General features: G+C 35.4%; 21 protein-coding genes and 1 riboswitch. Of the genes, 17 read left to right on the top strand and 4 right to left on the bottom strand.

Going from position 1 to position 25198, the window contains the following annotated elements; translation table 11 throughout:
- Positions 1-29: 29 nt before the first annotated feature.
- The 8 genes from argF to murA all read left to right on the top strand — a co-directional run bounded on the left by argF (position 30) and on the right by murA (position 9057).
- On the top strand, positions 30-1076 hold the full coding sequence (argF, locus tag AC2JF9_RS03920) for an ornithine carbamoyltransferase (protein WP_500725493.1): 1047 nt from the start codon (positions 30-32) through the stop codon (positions 1074-1076).
- Positions 1076-2509: an arginine-ornithine antiporter gene (arcD, locus tag AC2JF9_RS03915; RefSeq protein WP_500725492.1), complete on the top strand. Its 1434-nt coding sequence runs from the start codon at positions 1076-1078 to the stop codon at positions 2507-2509. The genes argF and arcD overlap by 1 nt, the downstream gene beginning before the upstream one ends.
- Before the next feature lie 14 nt (positions 2510-2523).
- Entirely contained in the window at positions 2524-3465 is a 942-nt protein-coding gene (gene arcC / locus AC2JF9_RS03910; RefSeq protein ID WP_500725491.1) for a carbamate kinase, read from the top strand.
- Positions 3466-3591: 126 nt separating this feature from the next.
- A complete protein-coding gene (locus tag AC2JF9_RS03905) occupies positions 3592-4311 on the top strand; it encodes a helix-turn-helix domain-containing protein (protein ID WP_500725490.1) in 720 nt (239 codons plus the stop codon).
- 594 nt (positions 4312-4905) lie between these two features.
- The gene (locus tag AC2JF9_RS03900) at positions 4906-5310 is read left to right on the top strand and encodes a DUF1934 family protein (protein ID WP_500725489.1); all 405 of its coding nucleotides are present in this window, start codon (positions 4906-4908) and stop codon (positions 5308-5310) included.
- Between the two features lie 46 nt (positions 5311-5356).
- Positions 5357-5908 (top strand): DNA-directed RNA polymerase subunit delta, encoded by a 552-nt coding sequence (rpoE, locus tag AC2JF9_RS03895; protein ID WP_500725488.1) that lies wholly within the window; start codon positions 5357-5359, stop codon positions 5906-5908.
- 126 nt (positions 5909-6034) lie between these two features.
- Positions 6035-7654 carry a CTP synthase gene (gene pyrG, locus AC2JF9_RS03890; RefSeq protein WP_500725487.1) on the top strand — a complete coding sequence of 540 codons (1620 nt, stop codon included), beginning with the start codon at positions 6035-6037 and terminating at the stop codon, positions 7652-7654.
- Positions 7655-7782: 128 nt separating this feature from the next.
- Positions 7783-9057 carry a UDP-N-acetylglucosamine 1-carboxyvinyltransferase gene (murA, locus tag AC2JF9_RS03885; RefSeq protein WP_500725486.1) on the top strand — a complete coding sequence of 425 codons (1275 nt, stop codon included), beginning with the start codon at positions 7783-7785 and terminating at the stop codon, positions 9055-9057.
- A 1518-nt stretch (positions 9058-10575) separates the two neighbouring features.
- Here the strand turns inward: murA and AC2JF9_RS03880 are convergent.
- A complete protein-coding gene (locus AC2JF9_RS03880; protein ID WP_500725485.1) occupies positions 10576-11589 on the bottom strand; it encodes an AraC family transcriptional regulator in 1014 nt (337 codons plus the stop codon).
- A 30-nt stretch (positions 11590-11619) separates the two neighbouring features.
- Between AC2JF9_RS03880 and AC2JF9_RS03875 the strand changes: the two genes are divergently transcribed.
- Together AC2JF9_RS03875 and AC2JF9_RS03870 are read left to right on the top strand one after the other, a co-directional pair.
- Positions 11620-13110, top strand: a complete 1491-nt coding sequence (locus AC2JF9_RS03875; protein ID WP_500725484.1) for a PTS transporter subunit EIIC — start codon at positions 11620-11622, stop codon at positions 13108-13110.
- Between the two features lies 1 nt (position 13111).
- Positions 13112-14578 carry a family 1 glycosylhydrolase gene (locus AC2JF9_RS03870; RefSeq protein ID WP_500725483.1) on the top strand — a complete coding sequence of 489 codons (1467 nt, stop codon included), beginning with the start codon at positions 13112-13114 and terminating at the stop codon, positions 14576-14578.
- Between the two features lie 180 nt (positions 14579-14758).
- Here the strand turns inward: AC2JF9_RS03870 and AC2JF9_RS03865 are convergent, their stop codons facing one another.
- The gene (locus tag AC2JF9_RS03865; RefSeq protein ID WP_500725482.1) at positions 14759-16174 is read right to left on the bottom strand and encodes a C69 family dipeptidase; all 1416 of its coding nucleotides are present in this window, start codon (positions 16172-16174) and stop codon (positions 14759-14761) included.
- 229 nt (positions 16175-16403) lie between these two features.
- On the opposite strand from AC2JF9_RS03865, the gene AC2JF9_RS03860 reads away from it, so the two are divergent.
- The 5 genes from AC2JF9_RS03860 (at position 16404) to AC2JF9_RS03840 (ending at position 19738) form a co-directional block, all read left to right on the top strand.
- Positions 16404-16619 (top strand): helix-turn-helix transcriptional regulator, encoded by a 216-nt coding sequence (locus AC2JF9_RS03860; RefSeq protein ID WP_500725481.1) that lies wholly within the window; start codon positions 16404-16406, stop codon positions 16617-16619.
- Entirely contained in the window at positions 16603-17076 is a 474-nt protein-coding gene (locus AC2JF9_RS03855; protein WP_500725480.1) for a hypothetical protein, read from the top strand. Before AC2JF9_RS03860 ends, AC2JF9_RS03855 begins: the two co-directional genes overlap by 17 nt.
- Before the next feature lie 76 nt (positions 17077-17152).
- Positions 17153-17980 (top strand): phosphotransferase, encoded by an 828-nt coding sequence (locus AC2JF9_RS03850; protein ID WP_500725479.1) that lies wholly within the window; start codon positions 17153-17155, stop codon positions 17978-17980.
- A gap of 144 nt (positions 17981-18124) precedes the next feature.
- A complete protein-coding gene (locus AC2JF9_RS03845; RefSeq protein ID WP_500725478.1) occupies positions 18125-18562 on the top strand; it encodes a GNAT family N-acetyltransferase in 438 nt (145 codons plus the stop codon).
- 87 nt (positions 18563-18649) lie between these two features.
- Positions 18650-19738, top strand: a complete 1089-nt coding sequence (locus AC2JF9_RS03840; RefSeq protein WP_500725477.1) for a D-alanine--D-alanine ligase family protein — start codon at positions 18650-18652, stop codon at positions 19736-19738.
- Positions 19739-19846: 108 nt separating this feature from the next.
- On the opposite strand, the gene AC2JF9_RS03835 is transcribed toward AC2JF9_RS03840, so the two are convergent.
- On the bottom strand, positions 19847-21154 hold the full coding sequence (locus AC2JF9_RS03835) for a nucleobase:cation symporter-2 family protein (RefSeq protein ID WP_500725476.1): 1308 nt from the start codon (positions 21152-21154) through the stop codon (positions 19847-19849).
- Positions 21154-21732, bottom strand: a complete 579-nt coding sequence (locus tag AC2JF9_RS03830; RefSeq protein ID WP_500725475.1) for a xanthine phosphoribosyltransferase — start codon at positions 21730-21732, stop codon at positions 21154-21156. Before AC2JF9_RS03830 ends, AC2JF9_RS03835 begins: the two co-directional genes overlap by 1 nt.
- 80 nt (positions 21733-21812) lie before the next feature.
- A riboswitch (purine riboswitch) is annotated at positions 21813-21910 on the bottom strand.
- A gap of 190 nt (positions 21911-22100) precedes the next feature.
- Between AC2JF9_RS03830 and guaA the strand changes: the two genes are divergently transcribed.
- Positions 22101-23651 (top strand): glutamine-hydrolyzing GMP synthase, encoded by a 1551-nt coding sequence (gene guaA / locus AC2JF9_RS03825; protein WP_500725474.1) that lies wholly within the window; start codon positions 22101-22103, stop codon positions 23649-23651.
- 154 nt (positions 23652-23805) lie between these two features.
- Positions 23806-25149, top strand: a complete 1344-nt coding sequence (locus AC2JF9_RS03820; RefSeq protein WP_500725473.1) for a hypothetical protein — start codon at positions 23806-23808, stop codon at positions 25147-25149.
- Positions 25150-25198 lie beyond the last annotated feature (49 nt).

The following is a 25198-nucleotide window of genomic DNA, read 5'->3' as shown; positions in this document are numbered from 1 at the left end:
AAACTGAAAAAAGAAAAAGAGGTTAAAAAATGGCAATTAATTCCGTATTTCAAGGACGTTCTCTATTAGCTGAAAAAGATTTCACACCTGCTGAAATTCAATATTTAGTAGATTTTGGTCTTCATTTAAAGACGTTGCAGCATAACAACATTCCTCATCATTATTTGGAGGGCAAGAATATTGCACTTCTCTTCGAAAAAACTTCAACTAGAACACGCTCAGCTTTTACTACTGCAGCAATTGAGTTAGGTGCACACCCTGAATATTTAGGTTCAAATGATATTCAACTTGGAAAAAAAGAATCAGTTGAAGATACAGCAATTGTTTTAGGCAGGATGTTTGATGGAATTGAGTTTAGAGGATTTAAACAATCAGACGTTGAAGAATTAGCCAAGTACTCAGGAGTTCCGGTTTGGAATGGCTTAACTGATCAATGGCATCCAACTCAAATGATTGCAGATTTTATGACAGTAAAGGAAAACTTCGGTCACCTACGTGGCTTGACATTAACTTTTGTTGGTGACGGCCGTAATAACATGGCTAACTCGCTACTGGTTACAGGAGCAATGCTTGGGGTAAATGTGCATATTGTTGCTCCAGAAGAATTACATCCGAGTCAAGAAGTTGTTGACTTAGCAAATAAGTTTGCAGCTGAGACAGGAGCAAAATTGTTAGTTACTGCTGATATTGATAAGGGTGTTGAAGGCTCTAATGTCATCTATACAGATGTTTGGGTATCAATGGGTGAAACCGATTGGGAAAGCAGAGTAAAACTACTAAAACCATATCAAGTTAATATGGAAATGATGGAAAAGACTGGTACTCCTAAAGGTCAACTAATATTCATGCATTGCTTACCTGCATTTCATGACACTCATACTGAGTATGGTAAAGAAATAAAAGAACAATATGGTATTACCGAAATGGAAGTCACTGATGAAGTGTTTAGAAGTGAATATGCTCGTCAGTGGGAAGAAGCAGAAAATCGAAAACACTCAATTAAAGCAATTATGGCTGCCACGTTAGGTAATCTCTTCATTCCGGCTGTTCCAGAGCTGGAGAAGGCAGGAAAATAATGGCTAATTCTAAGAATCAAGGCATTGCTCTTCCTGCTTTAGTTGCCTTGGTTGTGAGCTCAGCAATTGGGTCAGGAATTTTTGATTTGCCTTCAACTTTAGCTCAGGCGGCTACCCCAGGTGCAGCACTTATTGCTTGGGCTATTACCGGAGTTGGAGTTTTGATGCTTTCGCTCTGCCTTAATTATTTAGTTTTAAATAAGCCAGAATTAACTGGTGTATCTGATTATGCTAGAGCAGGATTTGGTGATTTTGTCGGCTTTATTTCTGGTTGGGGTTACTGGCTTTCAGCTTGGTTAGGTAACGTTGCATTCGCAACAATGTTAATGTCATCTTTTGGTTACTTTATCCCTTCCTTAAAGTCAGGCAATAGTATCAGTGCAATTGTTTTTGCCTCAGTTATTTCTTGGGCATTAACGATTTTGGTTACCCGGGGAATAGAATCTGCAGCCATTATTAATGCTATTGTTACTGTTACCAAAATGATTCCAATTTTTGCTTTCATTGTGATTGCACTTCTTAACTTTAAGGCAGGAGTATTTACTAGTCATTTTTGGGCTAACATGGCTACCAATCTTAATGGCAGTGTCAAGTACTCCCAGGCCACGGGTACAGGAATTTTTGAGCAAATTAAAGGCTGTATGATGGTCATGATGTGGGTTTTTGTTGGCATTGAGGGCGCAGCAACGATGGCTGCCCGTGCTAAAAAGAAATCTGATGCCGGGAAAGCAACGATTATTGGCTTAGTTTCACTTTTAAGTATATATGTTGTGGTTTCAATTTTGCCATATGGTTATTTACCATTGAGTAAATTACAGACATTGCGTCATCCCGTTTTATTATATTTGTTTGAAGAAATGACCGGACCAATTGGTGGCGCCTTTATCGCTATTGGCTTGATTATTTCAATTCTTGGAGCATGGCTATCTTGGACAATGTTACCGGTTGAGGCAACTTCATTAATGGCCGAACAAGGATTATTACCTAAATGGTTTGGAAAGCTGAACAAGCATCGTGCGCCGGCAAATTCTTTGTGGTTAACGGAAATTTTAATTCAGTTATTTCTGATAACTCTATTGTTTACGGATAAAGCATATGATTTTGCGTATTCTTTATGTACTTCTGCAATTGCAGTTTGTTATGCCTTAGTTGGTGCCTATCAATTAAAAATAGGAATGGAAGAAAAGAATATCAAAGTAATTTTGCCAGGACTAATTGCATTAATTTTTGAAGTGTTAAGTATGATTTTTGCAGGCCTCCAGTATCTCTGGCTGTGCACTATTGCATATGTAATCGGTTTTGTTTTGTATTATCGGGCTCGCAAAGAAACGGGTCATCCAATAAGCAAAATTGAATGGATATTTATGGTGATAATAGTCCTTGTTGCTATAGGGGCAATCGCATCCTTAGTATTAGGAAAACTAAAAATGTAAAAAATGGAGAAAATATGAAAAGAATTGTTGTTGCATTAGGCGGAAACGCAATTTTAACTGATGATCCTTCAGCACAAGCGCAACAAGCTGCTTTAATGAAAACGGCAGACTACTTGATGGATTTAGTTGCTCGAGGAAATATTCAATTAATTATTACTCACGGAAATGGTCCACAGGTAGGCAACTTGTTGTTACAAGAATTAGAAGGTAGTTCCGAAAAGAATCCGGCGATGCCGCTAGATACTGTTGGAGCAATGACTCAGGGTGAAATTGGACTTTGGCTGGCGAATGCGTTAAACGTAAAAGCTGATGAACGAAACGTGCCAGTAAAAGTTACGACTATGTTGACGAGAACGGTTGTAGGAGAACAGGATACAGCTTTCAAAAAGCCAACAAAACCAATTGGAGTTTTCTATAATAAATCTGAACTACCAGAAATTAAGAAAGAGCATCCTGATTGGGAAATTGTCGAAGATGCAGGTCGTGGATTTAGAAGAGTAGTCCCATCACCAAAACCAATTAATATTATGGAAGCCGATGCAATCAAAGTATTAGTTGATAATGGTATGACTTTAATTGCCGCAGGCGGTGGGGGTGTACCGGTTGTAAGAGAAAAAGAAGAAGTTCGGGGTGTAGAAGCTGTCGTTGACAAAGACTTTTCTGCAGCAAAGTTAGCTGAGTTAGTTGAAGCTGATGAATTGATTATTTTAACTGCAGTAAAGCATGTTTCGATTAATTATCAAAAACCTGATCAAAAAGATTTACATGAGGTAACAGTTTCTGAAATGAAGCAATATTTGCAAGACAATCAATTTGCCAGCGGATCGATGAAGCCTAAAGTTGAAGCAGCTGTTTCATTTGTTGAGTTAACTAATAAGCAAGCAGTTATCACATCTTTAGATAATATTTCATCATTTTTAAAAGATGGCGATGGAACGGTGATTTTGCCAGACTAAAACTAACTAATAAGTGTATAAATTTAAAACTGGTTGGCTGCCTATTTGTAATTAGCAAATCTAATTGCTTAAATGATATAGTATAAACTACTTATACGAATTTAAAGTTAAATAGGGGAATTAAAAATGCTTGATAAGTTTATGCATGAATGGCTTTATGTATCTGATTATGACGTTCCAGTTGATAATAACGGCTTTAAAGGCCGTGCAAAAATGAATGGAGTTGATTTAGAGGAAAAATACATAGCACTTGTGGGTTCTGCTATTACTGGAAACTTGCCTGAATGGCGTTTGGCATTTAATTTAGGTAAAAACAAAAGAGTTTATGTCATGAGACCTAAACAAGAGGCTGATTTTTTAGCTAATTTGCCCAAAAATACTTATGTTGGAGTTGGCAAAAGCCATTTTGATTTATCTGGTAGTATTAAAGAAGCTATATTTTCATTGATGTTGACAAGTAAATTTGATCCAATAGTTCACTATGATGAAGTTACAAATATGTATAATATCGTTCGGTCTTCCTTGGACTATCCGTCAACTCGCAAAAAAATGGGTCAGGTTGATGAAGATACACAAATAACTTTTTGGTTGTATACAAAAAGTCATGTATCACTGTCAACATTGGCTGAGATGCTGATGGTTCACCCGAAGACAGTAAAATACAGACTACAAAAAATTAAAGCAATAACAGGTTTAGATCCAAAAAAGGGTATCGATTTGTTACCTCTAACGGTAGCTTACTTAAGAGAAAAAACAGAAAATCTCGATATTCTTGAGACTGAACTACAGAGTTATTCCGATGATATGTTACCAAGAGATAAAACCATTTCAGTAACAGTCAATTAAATGAACGAATATCTTTAAGCATATTGAACTAAATTGAATCGCTATTTATAAAATAAAAATCTCCTTAAGAATTAAAGAGGACACATTTTGGCTGTATTAACTGGGATGTGTCCTTTTTTCCGTAATAAAATTACTTAATTACATATTTGGCTGATTCAAAAGTTTAGGCAGTTACGAATGATAGCTATTTAGGCCGCGTATTAGCTACGATCAGAATGGGCACTCAAATAGGTAGCCCAGTATAATCAGTTTTAAGCAGTATTTTGTTACTCAGCCTGTTATTGTTATAAATGCGTTGCTTATATTGTTAGGTGATATCAATTTGCTGTAAGTTAAAGAAAATTAGCGAAAAGCTATTTGCTTAAAGAGCCGGTCAAACTATAAAGCCCCAACTATATTTTCTGGATAAAAACCATGTTTTACTTTATAATAAAAGAACAAATGAGACTGTAAAAACAACTTGTTATCTTATAAGCTAACCTGACGGTATGGTATTGGCTAATCAACCAGGTTAGCTTTTTATTTGTGGGACTATTTGGCAAAACTTGCAGATTTCTTCCATAATAATATGTACTTGGAGAATTTAATTGAAGTATGACTAAAGTGAAGATAGATTTTACTAGTGAAATCAAACAAGAAGATGCAAGTGAGACTTTTAAAAAAACCGGTCACGGCGAGCTAGTTGATAATAGTGGCGTAACAAGAATTTCTTACTTGGAAGATGATAAGATACCGGTCAAAATTCTCATTAAAGAAAATGATGTAATTATCAGGCGTGGTAAAAGTAATGATGATTTTTCTCAATTGCATTTTGTAGTTGGTGAGCAAAAAAAGTGCCGTTATGTTGCTCAAGGTTACCAAACCGACTTGAATAGTAGTACAAAATTAATTAAATTTTTCACTAAAAATGATGGCTCAAGGGAACTTCAGATTGAATATGACCTGTTTAGTGGACTATACTTAGTGGGTAATTATGCTATCACGTTGATTTTTACTTAAACGCCTAGTAAAATAAAAAAGATTGTTAAAAGAGAGGAATGCAATTGTGGGATTAAACGACTTTAAAGACAAAAATCGCAGTGAATTATCAATGATTGAAGTTGCTCGCGCAATTTTGGAAGATAACAATAAGAGAATGGCTTTTGCCGATATTGTTAACGCCGTACAGAAGTATTTAGGTGAGAGCGACGAGGAAATTAGGGAACGTTTGCCCCAATTTTACACAGATATGAACACCAATGGTGAATTTATTTCAATGGGTGAAAATATTTGGGCACTTCGCTCATGGTTTCCTTATGAATCGGTTGATGAAGAGGTTAACCACCCCGAAGAAGAGGATGAAGAAGATTCTCGTACTCATCACCAGAAAGTTAACGCCTTCTTGGCTAGTGCTACTGGTAGTGACGATATTATCGATTACGACAACGATGATCCAGAAGATGATGATTTAGAAGCGGCAGCCGATGCTGATGCTGACGACTTTGTAGAAGATGACGACTTTGATGATGCCAGTGATGAGGAAGAAGAAGACTTACCAGATGGTATTGAAGGTCAGCTATCGGAATTAACTGATGAAGACGATGACGAAGAAGAATAATTATCTTGACTTAATCGCCTAAAATGATACTATTTTATTTGGGCACGTTATGTGCGATTATGCTCCCGTAAGGGAGCTTTTTTTATTTTTGATTATTTTTATTTTTTACGAAAAGGAGTTTAGCTAATGACAAAATATATCTTCGTTACTGGTGGCGTTGTTTCTTCACTGGGCAAAGGAATTACTGCTTCAAGCTTGGGCCGACTATTAAAGAATCGCGGTCTAAAAGTAACAATGCAAAAATTCGATCCATATATCAATATCGACCCTGGTACAATGAACCCGTACCAACATGGTGAGGTTTTTGTAACGGATGATGGTACTGAAGCGGATCTTGATCTTGGACATTATGAGCGAATTGTTGATGTACGCACAAGTAAATACTCTAATGTTACAACTGGCAAGATATATAAAGAAGTTTTGGAAAAAGAACGTAAAGGCGATTATCATGGAGCCACTGTCCAAGTTATTCCCCACATTACCGATATGATTAAGCAAAAAATCATGCGCGCTGGATTGACTACGGATTCTGACGTGGTTATTTCCGAAATTGGCGGCACAGTTGGTGATATTGAATCAACTCCGTTTATGGAAGCAATCAGACAAATGCGGCGTGAAGTAGGTGAAGAAAATGTTATGTATATTCACTGTACTTTAGTGCCTTATTTGCATGCTGCTCAAGAAATGAAAACCAAGCCTACGCAACATTCAGTGGCTGAACTTCGCAGTATTGGCATTCAACCTAACATGTTGGTTTTACGAGCTGAAATACCTGTTAGTCAGGAACATAAAGATAAGATTTCTAACTTTACAGACGTACCAGTTGACCGCATTATTGAATCAATTGATGCGCCATCGCTGTTTGATTTACCGTTGGCTTTTCAAGAACAGGGCATGGATCAAAAAGTTTGTGATTTCTTGCATATTGAAAGCCCTAAAAATGAAGCCGACATGGCCGAATGGGCTCGACTAGATGAACGGGTTAAGAACTTAAAATACAAAACTAAAATTACTTTGGTTGGAAAATATGTTGAACTTGAAGATGCATATATATCGGTTACAGATGCATTGAAGCATGCTGGTTACGCTTATAACACTAATGTAGAAATCAATAAGGTTCAAGCAGAGGATGTCACTGAGGATAATATTGCCAATTACATGAAGGGCTCTGACGGTTTAATTGTGCCAGGCGGTTTTGGTGCTCGGGGATTTGAAGGCATGATAACTGCAATCAAATATGCTCGTGAAAATGACATTCCATTTCTGGGAGTGTGTTTAGGAATGCAAATGGCAACAGTTGAATTTGCCCGTGATGTTTTAGGCTATACAGATGCTAATTCAGTTGAAACAAATCAAGAAACTCGTCATAACGTTATTGACATCATGGCCGATAAGCGTGATGAAGAGAATATCGGGGGCACTCTTCGCTTAGGGCTTTACCCAGCAGCGCTCAAGCCTGGAACTAAAACTGCTGCTGCTTATGACAATCAAGAAGTAATTCAAGAGCGCCATCGTCATCGCTATGAATTTAATAATGAATACCGTGAAGCTTTTGAAAAAGCAGGAATGACCTTCGCTGGAGTTTCACCGGATAACCATCTGGTTGAAGTTATTGAAATAACTAAGAATAAGTTTTTTGTAGCTGCGCAATATCATCCCGAATTTTTGAGCAGACCGCAAAGACCGGAGGGCTTATATAAGGCTTTCATTGGCGCCGCATGTGATTTACCTGAAGATAAACTTTAAGGTGTTAACTTGGGTAATACAAAAATCAGTAATTTGAGCGGATAAGTGAAAAGACTTCGCTTGTTTTTTCTGGTAATTTCCTTTAACATAATTATGACTAAACGAAAATAGAAAAGGATTTTTCGCCAATGAAGCAAATGATAATTCATGGTGGAAAGCCCCTGCAGGGTGATGTCTGGATTGGTGGTGCTAAGAATTCTACGGTAGCACTTATTCCGGCATCAATTTTGTCGCGTACACCAGTGACTTTGGAAAGCGTTCCAAGGATTGCCGATGTTGACAACTTAATGGACTTACTGAGCGAAATGGATGTTAAAAGTGATTTCAAAAAAACCACGTTACGCATTGACCCTGAGAACATTAAGATGAGCCCATTACCAAGTGGTAAAATCAAGAGTTTGCGTGCTTCCTATTATTTTATGGGTGCTCTTCTTGGCCGTTTTGGTAAGGCTGTTGTGGGCTTCCCTGGTGGGGATGATATTGGTCCCCGCCCGATTGACCAGCATATTAAAGGGTTTGAAGCCTTAGGCGCCTGTGTAAAAAATGAAAATGATCAAATAACAATTACCGCTCCTGCCGAAGGTCTTCAAGGGGCGCCCATCCATTTAGAAATGCCGTCAGTTGGGGCAACCATGAACATTATTATGGCTTCAGTTACTGCTCACGGTCAAACTACAATTGATAATGCCGCAAAAGAACCTGAAATAATTGATTTAGCAACTTTTTTGAACAATATGGGAGCGACAATTCGTGGTGCCGGTACGGACGCAATTAGAATTGAAGGTGTTGAAAAGCTCGAAGCTAAAACTCCCCATACAATTATTCCTGACCGAATTGAAGCGGGCACATATATTTCACTTGCTGGCTGTATTGGCAATGGCATTTGTATTCATAATATTATTGAGGAGCATCTTGATTCATATCTCGCTAAGGTTGAAGAAATGGGTATGGTTATTGATGCAGATGAGGACTCCCTGTACGTCTATCCTGCTGGTGATTTGAAAATGACTCAAATTAAGACGGGTGCTTATCCAGGTTTTGCCACGGATTTGCAACAACCAGTTACGCCTTTATTGCTCACTGCAAAAAGTGGCGAAGGAGTCATTATTGACCGAATTTATCCTAAAAGAATAGGTCACATTGAACAGCTATGCAAAATGGGTGCTGATATTAAGGTGGAGGATAACATCATTTTGGTTCATCCAACTGGAAAGTTGCATGGTGCCACAGTTTCAGCTGGTGAGATTCGCGCTGGAGCCTGCTTGATGATTGCTGGTTTGATGGCAAAAGGTGAAACTGTCATTAATAACGCGGGAAATATCTTGCGCGGTTATGATCGCGTTCAGGAAAAATTGCGTTTGCTTGGTGCTGACGTTACGATTCAGGACGTTCCAGACAAATAACAAAAAAGACTTGAAGAAATTATCTTCAAGTCTTTTTGTTTGAAGAATATATAAAAAGCTGTCATTAAAAATAATTTCAGCAGATCAGCTTCAGCAATCCTTAAATTTTTATTTTTGGAAGAAAACTTCTTTTAAAAAGGCGTAAAATCAAAAAAATAAAAGTATTAAAACTGAAAGGAACAATAAATGATATTAGGATCAATTGAAGCAGATGGTAATAAATTTGTCTGTGTAGTTGGCAACGAAAACTATCAAATTAAAGATTAGGTTGAAATACCAACCACTACCTATACAGAAACTTTGCAAAGAACGTTTAATTACTTTTTTAAAAATCATCGGAATCGTATCTTTTGGACCAATAGAAGTGCGTATCTACACCACAGATACGCCGAAAACTAGCTGGAGCAACACAATCTTATTGGCTTCTTGCAAAAGTCGATCAATTACTAATATACTTTACTACTGGCGCAAACAATTCAGCAACAGTTGGCGACTTTGCATTGATCAAGAGATTACTAAGAGAATAGAAAATTAAAGAACTATATATAGTTTATAGAAAGACACAATTTTTAATTAAAAAGATAAAGCTATAATTGAATTCATCTCTCCAAATTGGATAACTTAACCAATTAGACATAGAATTTTATTTATTAAGGTATTTTTCTATGTTTTAGTATTCCAATATGTTTGTACTTAAGTTTTTAGAACTTTGTCTTTCCATCAAGGAAGTTTAATCGGTTATACTATGAACTCAGATAGTGAGCCAAGAGCATGACGTAGTAGTCACTTAAAGTAAGCATTTCCTTAAACTTTTAATAATCGAATTATGATAAGGTGCTTATGAATTAGCAGAAAGCGCTGAATTATTTAAAACCGAAAACCCAAAAACATCTAAAAAAAACACTGTATAGGATATTGCCGTTCAATTGAAAAGATAGACTGCTAAATGCCAAGTTTAATACTCCTAAACTGTAATCTTAAATAGCTTTGGATATTAGACCTGAACAGGAGCAAGTATTTTCAAATGTTCTACCAGAAAAAAACAACTTATAATTAAAGAAGTATTTAAGCAATAAGCAAAATCAACTTAATCAGTATACCAAATAAAATAATTTCAAAAGCAGTTTCAAGAGATATCTGAAGTTAATACGCAAACATACAATAGAGCATAAATTATGGGCAGTCATAATAGTAAAAATACAAGACTGAAGGAAAATAGGTTTGCTTTTTGTAAGGAACCCTGTTAATAGCAAAAATTTAAAAATAATATAGAAGTATTATATATGTCAATTAATATAAATAAAGCACTACTAATTATTGTTATATTAATTCGTTTTGTAATTATTACTTATAAAGCTTGAATATAAGCTTATATATCAAAAATATAATTAACTTAATAAAGTCATTGTTTGTTATCAAAAAAGCATAATTTATTGTCTTTTAAATGAACTTTATTATTAATATTCTATTTTCAAAAATACACATAGTCGTAACTATTTATAAAAAAGTTGAAAAAGTTCATTCTATTTCGATACTATTCTCAGTATTAGAATGCTTATTTTTCCTATAAGTATCGGGGGAAATTGAATATTTTTGTCTAAACTTTTTATAAAATTGATTAACATTTGTAATACCAACTTTTTCAGAAATTATAGAAATCGGTAACTCTGAATAACACAATAACTGAGCTGCGTTTTTCAGTCGCTGCTCAGTTTGAATATCTTTAAAAGTCATATTAAAAGTTTTCTTTATTAACTGAGATAGATATTTTGGATGATAATTGAATTTTAGAGCAATGTCTGCCAAAGTACAGTTAACTGAGTTTTTTTCTATGTAATCAATTATTTCCAATAAATGGTTTGCGTCATTATTAATATGAACTATTGCTTTGGACGGCTTAGTTTGGTAGCTTCGAATTAGCTGAATGAAAATCAACGAAAATAGTGCCTCAATAGCGTTTTTGCTAAAATTATCATTTTTAAAGTACTCATTTATAAGCTGATTTAGTAAAAGAACAGTATCGCTGTTATTATTTTGAAAAATCAAATATCCATTGTGTAAGTTGTTTTCTGTAATCGCAGAGAATAAAAATGTACTTAAAATACTTGATTCACCAAGTCTATTGATAAAAGATTTAGAAAAAAAGTCATTACTCAAACTAATATTAAATACAATATCATTTTTATCCAATTTTTCTTTTGAACGAACAACATTGCGGTCAACAATACAAAGATCACCTTTTTTTAATAAAACATATCTATTGTTGATGTGATAATTTACCTTACCTGAATATACATAGTTGACATTAAGATTGCTGTGAATATATAAAGGGACATTTGTAAAGCGAGAATCTCGACGAATCTCAATTAAATTTTCTTTTAAATTAGGTAATTGAAATTTATAAACTTTTTGCCCATTTAAAATTGTTTGAGGCAGATTTCTATAGATGGGACTTTGAAAACCTGGATTTCTCAAATATTCCTTTTCACTGCTATTAAGAATAAGTAATTTAGAGGAAATTTCACCTAGCATTTGACACCTTACCTTTTGCCATGAAACTAATTGAAAACAATTATTGAAGGCGCTATTACGAAATATATAATGCAATTATATGAATTAATTCGTATTTATGCAAATCGAAGAAATAAGGAAAGGTCGATGATTTCAATGGATTATAAAAAAATGAGTTACTCAATATTGTCAAATGTTGGAGGAACAAAAAATGTGAAAAGTGTTACTCATTGTGCTACCCGCTTACGTTTAACTATCAATAATGAAAAAAAAGTAAATCAAAAAGAAATTAATAAAATTAATGGAGTTTTAGGAAGCGTATATAGCGGTGGACAATATCAAATAATTATTGGACAAAACGTTGGGCAAGTTTACGATATATTCGAACAGTTATTATCTAGAAAAGATCACAATCAAGGAGAAGCTGAGAACAGTTCGCCAAAAAATATTATTTCTCAAATATTGGATACAATAACTGGTATTTTTACACCAATATTACCTGCAATTACTGCAGCTGCAATGATAAAAACACTACTAATTGTTCTAAATCTTTTCCACTTAATTAGTCCATCTGGTGGAACATATAAAATATTAACTTTTGCTGGAGACACTGCTTTTTATTTTATGCCAATTTTAGTTGCCTATTCATCTTCAATAAAATTCAAATTGAATCCTTATTTAGGTGCAATTTTAGGAATGCTACTTATTCATCCAACTTTTGTTTCATTAGTAGCTGGTGGAAAACCAATAAAAATGTTTGGAATTTTACCGATCACTCTAGCAAACTATAGTTCAACTGTAATACCAATTATATTAATTATTTGGGTTGCGTCATATATAGACCGTTTTGTGGACAGATTTTGTCCTGAGTCAGTAAAATTTTTCTTAAGACCATTAGCAACTTTTTTTATAATGATTCCTCTGGCACTTGGAATTATTGGACCGATAGGAAACTGGGTTGGGCAAGGACTAGAGATAATTTTAAATGCACTTCAAAATCATGCGGTTTGGATATTACCTTTTATTTTTGGCGCTTTATCTCCAATTTTTATTATGACAGGAATGCACTATGCAGTTACAATTCCACTAGTTTTGCAATCTATAAAATTAAAAGGATTTGATATGTTAGGTATAGGATTTTTAGTTTCAAACTTTGCTCAAGCCGGTGCTGCTTTAGCTGTTGGAACACTAGCAAAGCAAAAGAAAATTAAAGGATCAGCTTTTTCAACTGGATTTACTGCATTGTTAGGTGTTACTGAACCAGCACTATATGGAATTAACCTGAAATATAAGAAACCATTTTATGCAGTCATGGCGTCTGGAGCCATTTCTGGATTAATAGCAGGAATTTTAGACGTAAAAAGAATGACTTTTGCACCTACAGGATTGACCACATTACCAATTTTTATTGATCCTTCAAATAAATGGAATTTTGTTTTTGCAATAGCATGCGCAGTCTTAAGCTTTATTTTGTCTTTTATTTTGACAATTATTTTTATTCGTTTAGATAATAGCCTATTGTCTAACTTGGAAGGGGAGTAATATGAATTATTTGTTTGCTGATAACTTTTTATGGGGTGGAGCAATTTCTTGTTCTCAGTCCGAAGGTGGCTATTTGGAAGATGGAAAAGGTATTGACACACAATCATTACGGTATTTCAATCCTAAATGGAATCGAGATGAACGTGATCTAAATAGAAACATTAATATGACAAGTGAGAGGTTTGAAACGGCGCTGAAGTCTAAAAAGAATGAAAATTATCCTTTCAGACGAGGGATAGACTTTTATCATCGTTATGAAGAAGATATAGAATTACTAAGCGAAATGGGTATAAGAGTTTTTCGCACTTCAGTAGACTGGTCCCGTATATATCCAAATGGTGATGATGAACTACCAAATGAACAAGGTATTCAATTTTATATTGATTTGTTTAAAAAATGCAAACAGAAAAAAATGAAAGTTTTTGTTACTATGTTGCATTATGGTATTCCAGTTAATTTAGTAACAAAATATGGAGGATGGAAAAACAGGGAAACAATTTATTTTTTTGAAAAATATGCACGTACATTATTTGAACGACTAGGTGATTTGGTTGACTACTGGCTTCCGTTTAATGAAATAAATTGTAATAGGTTTAACCCATACAATGGATGTGCCCTTATCAAAGATCAGGAAAGTAATTATAATCAAAGCATCTTTCAAGCAGGGCATAATCAATTTATAGCAAATGCACTAGCTGTTAAAGCTGCAAAAGAAATTTTAGATAAGCCAATGATAGGCGGAATGATTGCCAGATTTACAACATATCCAGCAACCTGTAAGCCAGACGATGTAATGCAGACGATTTTAGATGAGAATTATAAAAACTATTTTTATACTGATGTTTTGGCACGTGGTAAATACCCTAGCTATACAAAACGGATGTTTAAAAAGTTAGGTGTAAATGTAAAAATGGAACCGGATGATTTAAAACTAATAAGAGATAATAGAGTTAATTTTTTAGCTTTTTCCTACTATATGTCTATGGTTACTAGTACTGATGAATCTTATGAAATAACAAGTGGAAACCTGTTAAATGGAATGAAAAATCCTTATTTAAAAACTACAGAATGGGGATGGCAAACTGATCCAGTGGGGCTTAGAATTTCTTTAAACGAAATGTACGATCGTTATCAATTGCCAATTTTTGTTGCCGAAAATGGACTAGGCGCAAATGATAAAGTTGAAAAAGACGGATCTATACATGATAACTATCGTATTGAGTATCTAAAGAAGCATCTTCAGCAGATGAATGAAGCAATTTGCGATGGAGTAGAAGTCTTAGGATATTTAATGTGGGGTATTATAGACATCGTGTCTTGTGGCACTATTGAAATGTCAAAAAGGTATGGAACCATTTACGTTGACGTAAATGATGCTGGCTGTGGCACTTATAGCAGAAGAAAAAAGGACTCTTTCTATTGGTATAAAGATGTAATAGAAACAAATGGTAAGAATCTAAATGATTGAACATGATAAAAATGATTATTGAGACTTATATTCGCTATTAAATTAACTTTTACTGAAAACAGATTAATTGACAGCTTTTAAGGTTTTAATTCAATATTAGAAACAAACTAATCAAAATTCATGAGTAATAAAAAAACAGTATGGCTGATATGCGTACTGTTTTTTATATGTTTTTAGACTTTAATCCAATAAATCAAACTTCAATGTAGCTAAATTATGACCCTCGTTGACCATATTGCCTAGCAGTTCAATCGTATTGTTATAAACTTGGTCAGCCATTTTTTGGTTAGCTTCAGTTAGTGTATCTTCAATTGCTTTACTAGAAAGATTAGCGACTTTTTTATCAGTTTCGTGTTGAATAAAATGACATTGAGCTAGTGATTTCTGTTCAAAATCATTTTCCAATTCTCCATAGACTTTAAAGTTGGTGTCGCCAAGTTGAGCAGTCAACTTGTTCAACCAAAAGATCTTGTTCAGGTCAAACTTAGGACCAGTTTGGAATGAAGCAGGAGTGTCGTTGACATTAGTGTAGAATGGCACGAAGCAATTGAAGGCGTTAGGTCCAAAGCAAAGCCATTGTACTCCCGCAATTTCTTCTGGAACATCGTTTCTGACTTGAAGGATGTGTGTTTCAAAGTTGCGGTTTAGAGCAATTGGACGATAAGTCTTCTTTTGCTCTGGTGTGCCTTGATCGCCATATGCATCATAAGGTGTGTCTTGGTAGTGCGAACTTTCTATAAAACTAATATCTTCAATACTAATCTTGCGGTTGGCGTGGCAGATAAATGGTTGGTCCTGATCGGTTGGCTGGCCACCGAATTCTGGATCAAAATAGTTGTGCGCAAACCAGGCACGTGGGTTGTTATAATGAGCATCTTTGATAGTAGAACTACCAAAAATATGACGCATGTTGTAACCCTCACGGTCAGGGTTTAAGTGATACTCATCGATTAAAGTTTCAAGTTGATCATCAGCCATAAAGCCATCGGCACCAAAGTGAAATTCGTCAATATTTAAACGATTAGGAGCAATAACATAAGCGTCATCAGGAATGCGCCGAGCAATCCAGTGATGGCCACCGACAGTTTCCAGGTACCAAATTTCGTTGTGGTCGGCAAAAGCCATACCATTCATTTCATAAGTACCATATTTTTCTAAAAGATAACCAATACGTTTAACGCCATCAAGGGCACTATGGATATAAGGCAAAGTTAAAGTAACGAAGTCCTCTTCGCCAAGTCCGCCTTCACTAACCAGCGGGTCAATTCCTTGAATCCGTGAATTAGTAGTAATTGTTTCAGTTGCAGTCATTGCAACATTTTCCGAGTTGATGCCCGCTGCTGCCCAAATACCGCTTTCGCCAGATACATCAGGTGCACTGGTGTAACGAAGAGGTTTTTGTGCTAAGTCTTCATCGTCAATTTTTTGATGACTAATTACACTTTCATAGTGTTTTGGCTGTTTCTCAGGTGTAACGACTTCAAAACCCTCGGGAATAATTTCACGACCACCATCTTCACTTCTGGCAATCATTGCTGAGCCGTCAATTGAAGCATTTTTTCCGACAAGAATAGTAGTACATTCTGCTTTTTTCATTTAATTTGTTCCTTTCAAAATTGCTTAACTTATATTGTATTAAAAATAAGCAGCTGATTGCAAAAAAATGCGTAAACTTTATGTTAAATTATTAATATTTTGCATACATTATGAAAATTGCTTAATTTAAAATTCTATTTTGTATATTAGAAATAAGCAATATCTTGACATATAAATGTCAAATATGTTTTACTAAATATGTCAAATAAGTTTGACAAGGAGAGATTACGTGAAAAATAAAATTGCCGAACTGCGCAAAAAGCAGCGCTATTCGCAGGCACAACTTGCGCAGGCATCAAATGTAACGCGGCAAACGATTAACGCGATTGAAAATAATAAGTATGATCCATCCCTGGGGTTGGCCTTTGAACTGGCCAAAATTTTGGGCATAACGGTCGATGAATTGTTTTGCCCGGGAGAAAAAGAAAATGAAAAAGATGATTAATACAAAAAAGAGCATTATTGTGAGTGCTGCGATCGAAACTTTCGTGGTAGCTTTGTTTGTTTTGGAGGCCTGCTTAAGTAATATCTCTATTGATGACCAATTAGTGATGATTGTGCTCTTTAGTTTATGCTTGATCATTTCAAGCATGAGACAGGCAAAGCACAATATCAAACAGGTAAAAATTCTGGATTGGAAAAGTGACAGTTACCCGATTGACATGTTCCATAACGATGAGCGTGAATGGAGCTTGATGCTGCGAGCAAATTATATTGCTAATCGGATGACTACAGTATTACTGGTTGTGCTATTAGTTCTATTAATGGTGATTAATAAATTGCCTTCACAAAAAATTGTTTTGCCTGTTTCAGCAAATGTCTTGGGCATTCTAATAATTACAGCCACGATCTTAATTAATGAGTGGTCTTACGTATTTGCTTATTGCTATTTGGACCGCTAGAGGCAATTTGAATTTACCAACTGGAAAAAACGCACTATTAGTTAAAACTATTATATTAAATAAAGAGATTAGGCCAATGGATTTAAAACAAATTTTGCAAACCAAATTGGCGGCACAGTTTACCCCAATTAACCATGAATCACTCAACCACACTTTCTTTGGTTATAGTCAAAAATATTGCCAAAAAATCTTTGTTAAAGTATTTACTCAAGAAGGTAAATTTTTAACTGAAAAAGCGGTAAATGAACAGCTTAATTCCCGTGTACTGGCTTCATTTAAGATTGAAAACTTATTTGCGTTAGTGATGACGGATATTGCACCGGTTGATCTTTCAAAGCAGCTTTCGCCTGAATTAGCATTTGATATGGGCAAAAAATTGGCGGAGTTTCATCAGCATGTTAAGCCGTTTACGGGCATTTATCCTAATGATGACTTTTTTCCAAAAGCAAAATACGACATCAACACTCTCCAAAACGCTTCGATGAAAAACCGATTAACTAGCTTACTAGCCATTTTTAATCAAGCAAAAACTGAAATTAACCAGGATATAAAGACGCATGCCACGACAGTTCTTCACGGGGATGTTGGCTTGCGCAACTATCAAAAGGTTAACGGCAAATTGGTACTGATTGATTTTGAACGGGCAAGAATGGGTGTGAATTATCAAGATTTCATCAAACTTTTTTACCAAGACTTTGCTTTAAAGCAGAACTTGCTTGCTGCTTTTCTGAAGGGTTACGGACTGAAAGTTGAAATCAAAGAGTTAACGCAGGTTTTTCTCATTTTTATTACCGCAATCGGAATCATGCGCTATACTGCTAAAATTAGTGACCCGAATTTTGAAAAAATTGGTCTAAAGATGCTGAAAACGGTGGACCAGTTTTTAAATAGTCGGTTTGATTAAAGATGTTATGAGACTGTTAAAAATCGTAAAAGTGCTGGCTTATTATTTAATAAAAGTAAAAGAATAAAGAAATAGATTGTTTATTCTTTTACATAAAAATATAATTGCATTTGATTAGAGCTAAGAAAAGGAGAGGTTACCTTTATGATCAGAAGATGTCGTGTAGAAGATACCAATGCTATTCAAGAAATTAACAAATATCAATTAGGGTATGATTACCCAGCTACAAAAACTAGAGAGAATTTAAAAAGGCTATTAGAAGATAAAAATCATCATTTTATTTTTGTCTTTGAAAATGAAAACAATAAAAAAGTTGAAGGATATATTCATGCTGAACTTTTTGAAGAGACTTATTTCGATCCTATGCTAAATGTTTTAGCTTTAGCAGTAAGCTCTTTTTCTCAGGGAAAAGGAATCGGAAGTCAATTAATGCTCAAAATTGAAAATGAAGCTAAGAATTTAAATATTAAAGAAATTAGATTAAATTCTGGAGAATCAAGAAATTCTGCACATAAGTTTTATGAAAAAATAGGTTACACCTGTAGTAAAAAACAAAAAAGATTTGGAAAAAAGCTGCTTTAAGTTTGGAGCATAGAACAATTATAAAACTAATTTAGTTAATGTATAAAAGGTTGTTTAATTTGACCATCTAATTAAGAGGCACAAAAAATGATAAAAAGAACACAAGTTGGTCTGATATTTGGCGGCAATTCATCCGAATATGAAGTTTCAATTATGTCGGGCCACAATATCTACAATGCTATTGATAAAAATAAGTTCGACGTGCATCCGATTTGGGTAACCAATGACGGCTATTTAGCTAGCGAAGAGGAATCGTTTAAAGTACTTGAAGATCCAAAATATACGGTTGAAAATCCGCATAGAGCAGCCAATATTTCCAATCTGGTCGAACTTGCTGATTTGCCTGAAATCGATATTTTTTTACCAACTATTCATGGCAATTTAGGTGAGGATGGCTGCTTGCAAGGCTTATTCCGGATTTTAGACAAGCCATTTGTTGGTGACGATGTTCTTGCAGCTGCAGTAACAATGGACAAGGAGTTTACCAAGATTCTGGCTCAGCGTGTCGGTGTGCCCGTTGCCAACTGGATTGCCATCAAACGCTTTGAATATGATGATGAAAATAATGAAAAGCGTGATTATGCCAAAGTTAGTAAAAAATTGGGCAGCGATCTGTTTGTTAAACCGTCTAATCAAGGCTCATCAGTTGGGGTTCACCATGTAACTAATGAAAAAGAATATCGCGAGGCTTTGGCAGATGCTTTTAGATACGATGACAAGATTTTAGTGGAAGAAACAATTCAGGGCACTGAAGTTGAAACTGCTGTTTTAGGCAATGATCAGCCCATTGTTTCCGGAGTTGGGCAAATTATTAATGCTGAAGGCACTTTTTACAGCTATGAGAACAAGTATGATGAAAATTCCACTTCGATTTTACAAATTCCTGCTAAATTACCTAAAGAAATCACTGAAAAAGCTAGAAATATAGCACGAAAGGTATATCAAGTAACGGAATGCAGTGGTTTGGCGCGGGTTGATTCGACCTTCCGTGAAAGAGATCAAATGGTAATATTTACCGAAATTAATTCTTTACCTGGCTTTACCAACATTAGCATGTATCCCAAGTTGTTTGAAGAAGTGGGGATCCCTTATTCTGAGCTGATTACGCGCTTACTTGAAAACGGTTTAGAACGATATAAACATAAAAAAAATTTACTCCATAGGTATGGTAAGTAGTTTACATTTTAGTATTGATTTTAATTAACTGGATGGAAAATGCACCTTTGATGAAGAAGGTGCATTTTGGTGCAAACAGAGTTATTTGAAAGGGGAAAATAATCCTGTCTACATGATATTTGCGGGTTGAGTATTCTGGTGAGTATCGCCCCCTTTGAGCAATAGGTTGAGCAGCGTTGCGGAAATACTGGTAATTACTATGCCATTGCTTAAGAACAACTGTACTGTAGCAGGGAGATTCTTGAAAAATTGGGGATAAATAGTAACTCCAAGTCCCAGGCCAATAGAAATTGCAATGATTAAAATGTTATTGTTGTCACTTAAATCAACTTTAGCTAAAGTTTTAATGCCTTGAACGGCAATCATTGTGAACATCACTAGCATTGCTCCGCCTAGAACGGGAGTAGGGATGATAGTTACCAGAGCCCCAATTTTGGGTAAAAGCCCCATAGCCATGAGCAATCCAGCAGCCCAATATATTGGTCGCTTAGTTTTGATACCCGATAATTGAAGCAGACCAACGTTTTGCGAGAAAGTCGTATAGGGGAAAGCATTAAACAAACCACCTAAAATCTGCGCTAAGCCTTCGGCACGGTAGCCTTTCTTGAGATCTTCTTCAGTAACATTGCGGTGAATCAAATCGCCTGTGGCAAAAAAGACACCGGTTGATTCAATCATCGAAACTAGTGCAATAATCATCATCGTGATACTGGAAGACCATTCAAACTTAGGAACACCAAAATAAAAGAGCTGCGGTAAGTGGAACCACGAGGCCTCAAGAACTGGTGTAAAGGAAACTCGGCCCATGAATGAAGCAATAATCGTGCCAGCAACTAGGCCAATTAAAACGGAAATTGAGCGTAGGAATCCTTTCGTCCAAATTTCCAGAGCAAGAATGATTAGCATGGTGCTAAATGCTAGTAATAAGTTTGAGGCACTACCAAAGTCTTTGGCAGTTGCATCACCACCGCCCATGTTTTGAATAGCAACTGGGACAAGAGTTAGCCCGATGGTGGTAATTAGTGTGCCGGTAACTACTGGAGGAAAGAACTTTTTAATTTTGGCAAAAACTCCGGAAATTAAAATTACGAAAATACCAGCAACGATGATTGCGCCGTACATATCGTTAATTGAGAATTTTTGACCAATCATTTGTAAAGGGGCAACGGCCTGGATAGCGCAGCCTAAAATGACGGGAAACCCAATACCGAAAAACTTGTTAGTTAATAACTGAAGCAGCGTGGCTAATCCACACATAAAAATGTCAATTGAAACTAAGTAGGTCATTTGCTCAGCACTAAATTTTAAGGCTGTGCCAATTAGTAAAGGAACAGCCACTGCACCTGAATACATGGCTAGTAAGTGTTGTAAACCTAAAATAGCAGCTTTTTGTTGGCTAACTTCTTTTTGCTCCATTATTCTTCTCCCGCGAAATGAACTTGATTTCCTGCTAAACTATCAATATTTGCTAGCGCTTCAAGGCGGTAGCCATGTTCTTTAATCCAAGCAGTTCCACCTTGGAAAACTTTTGCCACCACAATTCCAATACCAGCTACTTGCGCATCAGCTTGATTGGCAATATTTATCATGCCTTTAACAGCTTCGCCATTAGCGAGGAAATCGTCAATAATCAACAACTGATCATTGTCATGAAGAAATTTTTGTTCAACACAAATTTGATTGGTTGTTTTTTTAGTGTAGGAATAAACATCAGCCCAATAGACAGCATCATTTAGCGTAGATGGCTTTTTCTTGCGGGCAAAGACCAAAGGCACATGCAGTGCATAAGCAGCCATCACACCAGGTGCAATCCCTGAAGCTTCGCATGTCAGGACTTTGGTAATTTCACAGTCTTTAAACAAGCGCGCAAATTCTTGTCCTACCGCCATCATTAGTTCGGGGTCTACCTGATGATTTAAAAAAGAATTGATTTTTAATACATCTCCAGGTAATACTTCACCGTCACGACGAATGCAGTCTTCTAATAGCTTCACAATTTCCTCCTTGAAAACAAAAAAGAGCCTTTTCTACCGAAACTACGGTAAAAAAGACCCTTAAAGCAGCCGAATTGCTGCAGTAATTGCTATTTATCCATAGTTCAGAATTTACGGTTCTGAGTAGAAACTGCCGACCTTATTACGGCAATATATAGATTTTAATATTGACTTGATGATTGAATTCTAACAGAGTAAAGTGAGTTGTGCAAGATTATTTTATAACTAAAAAACGAATTATTATAGTTAAACAAAACGATTTATTCGGATTGTGTTGATTATTTTATAAAAAAGTGTTGACCACGGACGTAATTCTTAGTACAGTTGAGAAGAATTCAAGTTTTGTTAAAAAAGGAGCCAGGACATTAGTGAAAAAGAGTATTCGCGACTTTGATGAAATTATCGTTTTGGATTTCGGTAGTCAATATAATCAATTAATTACAAGACGATTGCGTGACTTTGGAGTGTATTCTGAGCTCCTGCCACACGATATTAGCATGGCGAAAATTAGAGAAATAAATCCTAAAGGAATTATTTTTTCCGGAGGTCCCAATAGTATTTATGATAAAAATGCTTTGAAAGTTGATCCGCAGATTTTTGAACTCGGAATTCCGATTTTAGGCATTTGTTACGGGATGCAATTAATGTCTTACTATTTGGACGGCAAAGTCGAAAAAGCCGATAATTCGGAATACGGTCGCGCTGATATCCAAGTTGAAGACACTAACTCTGTATTGTTCAATGGATTACCAAAAGATGAATATGTCTGGATGAGCCATGGCGATCTGGTTAAAGAAGCTCCGAAAGGTTTTACAACTGTTGCTTCAAGTAAAAACTGTCCAATTGCTTCAATCGCTAACGACCAAAAGAAGTTTTACGGCATTCAATTCCATGCCGAAGTACAAAACACTGAATATGGTTTAGATATTTTGCGTAATTTTGCCTTTAAAGTATGTAATGCACAGGCAAATTGGTCGATGACTGATTTTATCGATATGCAAATTGATGAAATTCGGGAAACCGTGGGGGACAAGAAAGTCATTTTAGGCTTATCAGGCGGCGTAGATTCTAGTGTTACGGCCACGCTTTTGCATAAAGCAATTGGCAATCAGTTGACTGCAATTTTTGTTGATCATGGAATGCTGCGCAAAAACGAGGGCGACGAAGTCATGGCTGCTTTAAACCGTGATCTTGGTGTCAACATTATTCGAGTAAATGCACAAGAACGTTTTTTGACCAAGCTAAAGGGTGTCACCGATCCCGAACAAAAACGCAAGATTATCGGTAAAGAATTCATTGAAGTTTTTAACGAAGAAGCGCAAAAAATGCACGATGTTGACTTTTTAGCACAAGGCACTTTGTACACTGACGTTATCGAAAGTGGCACCAACACCGCCCAAACAATTAAATCCCACCATAACGTGGGTGGCTTGCCGAAAGGCATGCATTTTAAGTTGATCGAGCCGTTACGCAAGCTGTTCAAAGACGAGGTGCGTGATCTCGGTGAAAAACTAGGTATTCCGCATGATCTTGTTTGGCGCCAGCCATTTCCAGGTCCAGGTCTTGGCATTCGCGTTCTTGGTGAAGTTACTAAAGACAAGCTGAAACTCGTACGTGATAGTGACGCAATTCTGCGTGATGAAATTAAGAAGGCTAGTTTGCAAGAAGAAGTTTGGCAGTACTTCACTGTTTTGCCTGGTATCAAGTCAGTTGGCGTCATGGGCGACGGTCGGACTTACGATTATACGATTGGCGTTCGCGCAGTTACTTCAATTGATGGCATGACCGCTGACTTTGCTCGTTTGCCGTGGGATGTTTTACAAAAAGTTTCGACTAGAATCATCAACGAAGTTGATAATGTTAACCGTGTAGTATATGACGTTACGAGTAAGCCACCGTCAACAATTGAGTGGGAATAAAGGAACAATGTTAGTTAGTATTGGAGTGCTGATATAGCACACTTAACAGCTACAAAAACTACTTAAAAAGGTATTAATTGACATAAAAGAATGTCAAAATATTGATGAAGCTCTTAGTGTAAACTAGGGGCTTTTATTGTTAAGGAATTAATTTATGAATAAAAAGAATAAAAATTTACCTAATTTAGAAAAGCATGTAAAAAAACTTATTGGAAAAATCAATAGAGAAAGTAATAAAGTAACAGAGTTGTCGCAACGAGATGATTACGATTTTAATAAGGATAGTAGTCTTTATTCAGTGAAATTTGAGAGACAGTTGGTAGTCATTACAAAAGATACTCACAAAGATATTGAAAAATTGTTAAAGCAATTTGATCAAGTATTTAATGCTGAAAATATTAAGTATGATATTGATCAAGTATCATCTAAACTTGAAAAGTTTATTGAAGATATTGTTTCTACAGGTAAACCGTATAATTTAGATATAATTAACAATTTTATTAATGAAATTAAGATGCCAGATCATGTTATTTACTTTTTTAGATTATTTAATTTTGAATATCAAGAAAAAATAAATCTGGGCTCTAATATTATGATTATTAGTGGTAGAGAGTTATTGAAAGATATACCTGAAGTTAAAGATCTGAACCGTAAGGCAGAAGAAAAGCCAAAGTTTAAGAAAATAATTCAACCTAAAGATATTTTATTAGGAGTATCTGTAATTGGTTCTGGAAAAAACGATAAAAGTTATTATCGTGCTTTAGATTCAGCAAATAACATAAATAACATTATAAATTTTTTAAATGGATTTAATCATAGACCTAGTCAAGTGTTAGAACTAAATCAACATATTGTTCAAGAAGATGGACTTTATCAATTTACTAATAAGAGTGGGCATTTTCCAAACCAACAAACTCCTGGAATTTTAAAAGGAGGATGGAGTACATCAACGGGTATAAATCCAGATATGAGAACTAAAGCAAATATGAATTTTGATAAACGTTGGTTACCTATAATTCCTTTAATTGTTGAAGATTCGGATAAATTAACACCATTGCAGAAGCAATGCGCAAGAGCAATTGACTGGATTGGGGATGGGATAGTTAACTCTAACCAAACTAAACAATTTTTACAAATTATGATTTCCCTTGAAACAATGATTGAACAAGATCCAGATGAATTAAAGAGTAAATTAAAGAAAGAAAATCTTTGGGAAGATAAATTATCCACGTCTATTGAAGATCAATTAGTCTCAATTATAAACTTAATTTGCTATCCGGGGGTTCAACCGAAAAAACTTAAGGAAAGTGATACTGCGATCAAAAATGCATACGGATTAAGATCAAGAATTACACATGATGGAGAAAAATTTCCGCCGATTGATGCAACAGAACTGCTTGATGGTTGGTATAGCTTAGTATATACAATTGTTACCGATATTATGTTCACTGGACGTTGGAATAATGTTTATGATTTGTGGAAAGCAGCAAACTTATAATTAAAATAAAAATTTGTAAATGGGTTTGTTGTTGAAAATGTTTTAGTGG

This window comes from Lactobacillus sp. C449L (genome assembly GCF_059900815.1).
Note: the sequence above shows the minus strand (reverse complement) of the source record. Positions and strands in the feature narration are given on the sequence as shown.

What these genes read in the sequence shown, in the direction of transcription:
- arcC (WP_500725491.1), top strand. Translation starts at nt 2,524, where the DNA reads ATGAAAAGAATTGTTGTTGCATTAGGCGGAAACGCAATTTTAACTGAT.
- AC2JF9_RS03870 (WP_500725483.1), top strand. Translation starts at nt 13,112, where the DNA reads ATGAATTATTTGTTTGCTGATAACTTTTTATGGGGTGGAGCAATTTCT.
- AC2JF9_RS03855 (WP_500725480.1), top strand. Translation starts at nt 16,603, where the DNA reads ATGAAAAAGATGATTAATACAAAAAAGAGCATTATTGTGAGTGCTGCG.
- argF (WP_500725493.1), top strand. Translation starts at nt 30, where the DNA reads ATGGCAATTAATTCCGTATTTCAAGGACGTTCTCTATTAGCTGAAAAA.
- AC2JF9_RS03905 (WP_500725490.1), top strand. Translation starts at nt 3,592, where the DNA reads ATGCTTGATAAGTTTATGCATGAATGGCTTTATGTATCTGATTATGAC.
- AC2JF9_RS03900 (WP_500725489.1), top strand. Translation starts at nt 4,906, where the DNA reads ATGACTAAAGTGAAGATAGATTTTACTAGTGAAATCAAACAAGAAGAT.
- AC2JF9_RS03845 (WP_500725478.1), top strand. Translation starts at nt 18,125, where the DNA reads ATGATCAGAAGATGTCGTGTAGAAGATACCAATGCTATTCAAGAAATT.
- pyrG (WP_500725487.1), top strand. Translation starts at nt 6,035, where the DNA reads ATGACAAAATATATCTTCGTTACTGGTGGCGTTGTTTCTTCACTGGGC.
- AC2JF9_RS03840 (WP_500725477.1), top strand. Translation starts at nt 18,650, where the DNA reads ATGATAAAAAGAACACAAGTTGGTCTGATATTTGGCGGCAATTCATCC.
- AC2JF9_RS03865 (WP_500725482.1), bottom strand. Translation starts at nt 16,174, where the DNA reads ATGAAAAAAGCAGAATGTACTACTATTCTTGTCGGAAAAAATGCTTCA.
- AC2JF9_RS03850 (WP_500725479.1), top strand. Translation starts at nt 17,153, where the DNA reads ATGGATTTAAAACAAATTTTGCAAACCAAATTGGCGGCACAGTTTACC.
- murA (WP_500725486.1), top strand. Translation starts at nt 7,783, where the DNA reads ATGAAGCAAATGATAATTCATGGTGGAAAGCCCCTGCAGGGTGATGTC.
- arcD (WP_500725492.1), top strand. Translation starts at nt 1,076, where the DNA reads ATGGCTAATTCTAAGAATCAAGGCATTGCTCTTCCTGCTTTAGTTGCC.
- AC2JF9_RS03820 (WP_500725473.1), top strand. Translation starts at nt 23,806, where the DNA reads ATGAATAAAAAGAATAAAAATTTACCTAATTTAGAAAAGCATGTAAAA.
- AC2JF9_RS03880 (WP_500725485.1), bottom strand. Translation starts at nt 11,589, where the DNA reads ATGCTAGGTGAAATTTCCTCTAAATTACTTATTCTTAATAGCAGTGAA.
- AC2JF9_RS03835 (WP_500725476.1), bottom strand. Translation starts at nt 21,154, where the DNA reads ATGGAGCAAAAAGAAGTTAGCCAACAAAAAGCTGCTATTTTAGGTTTA.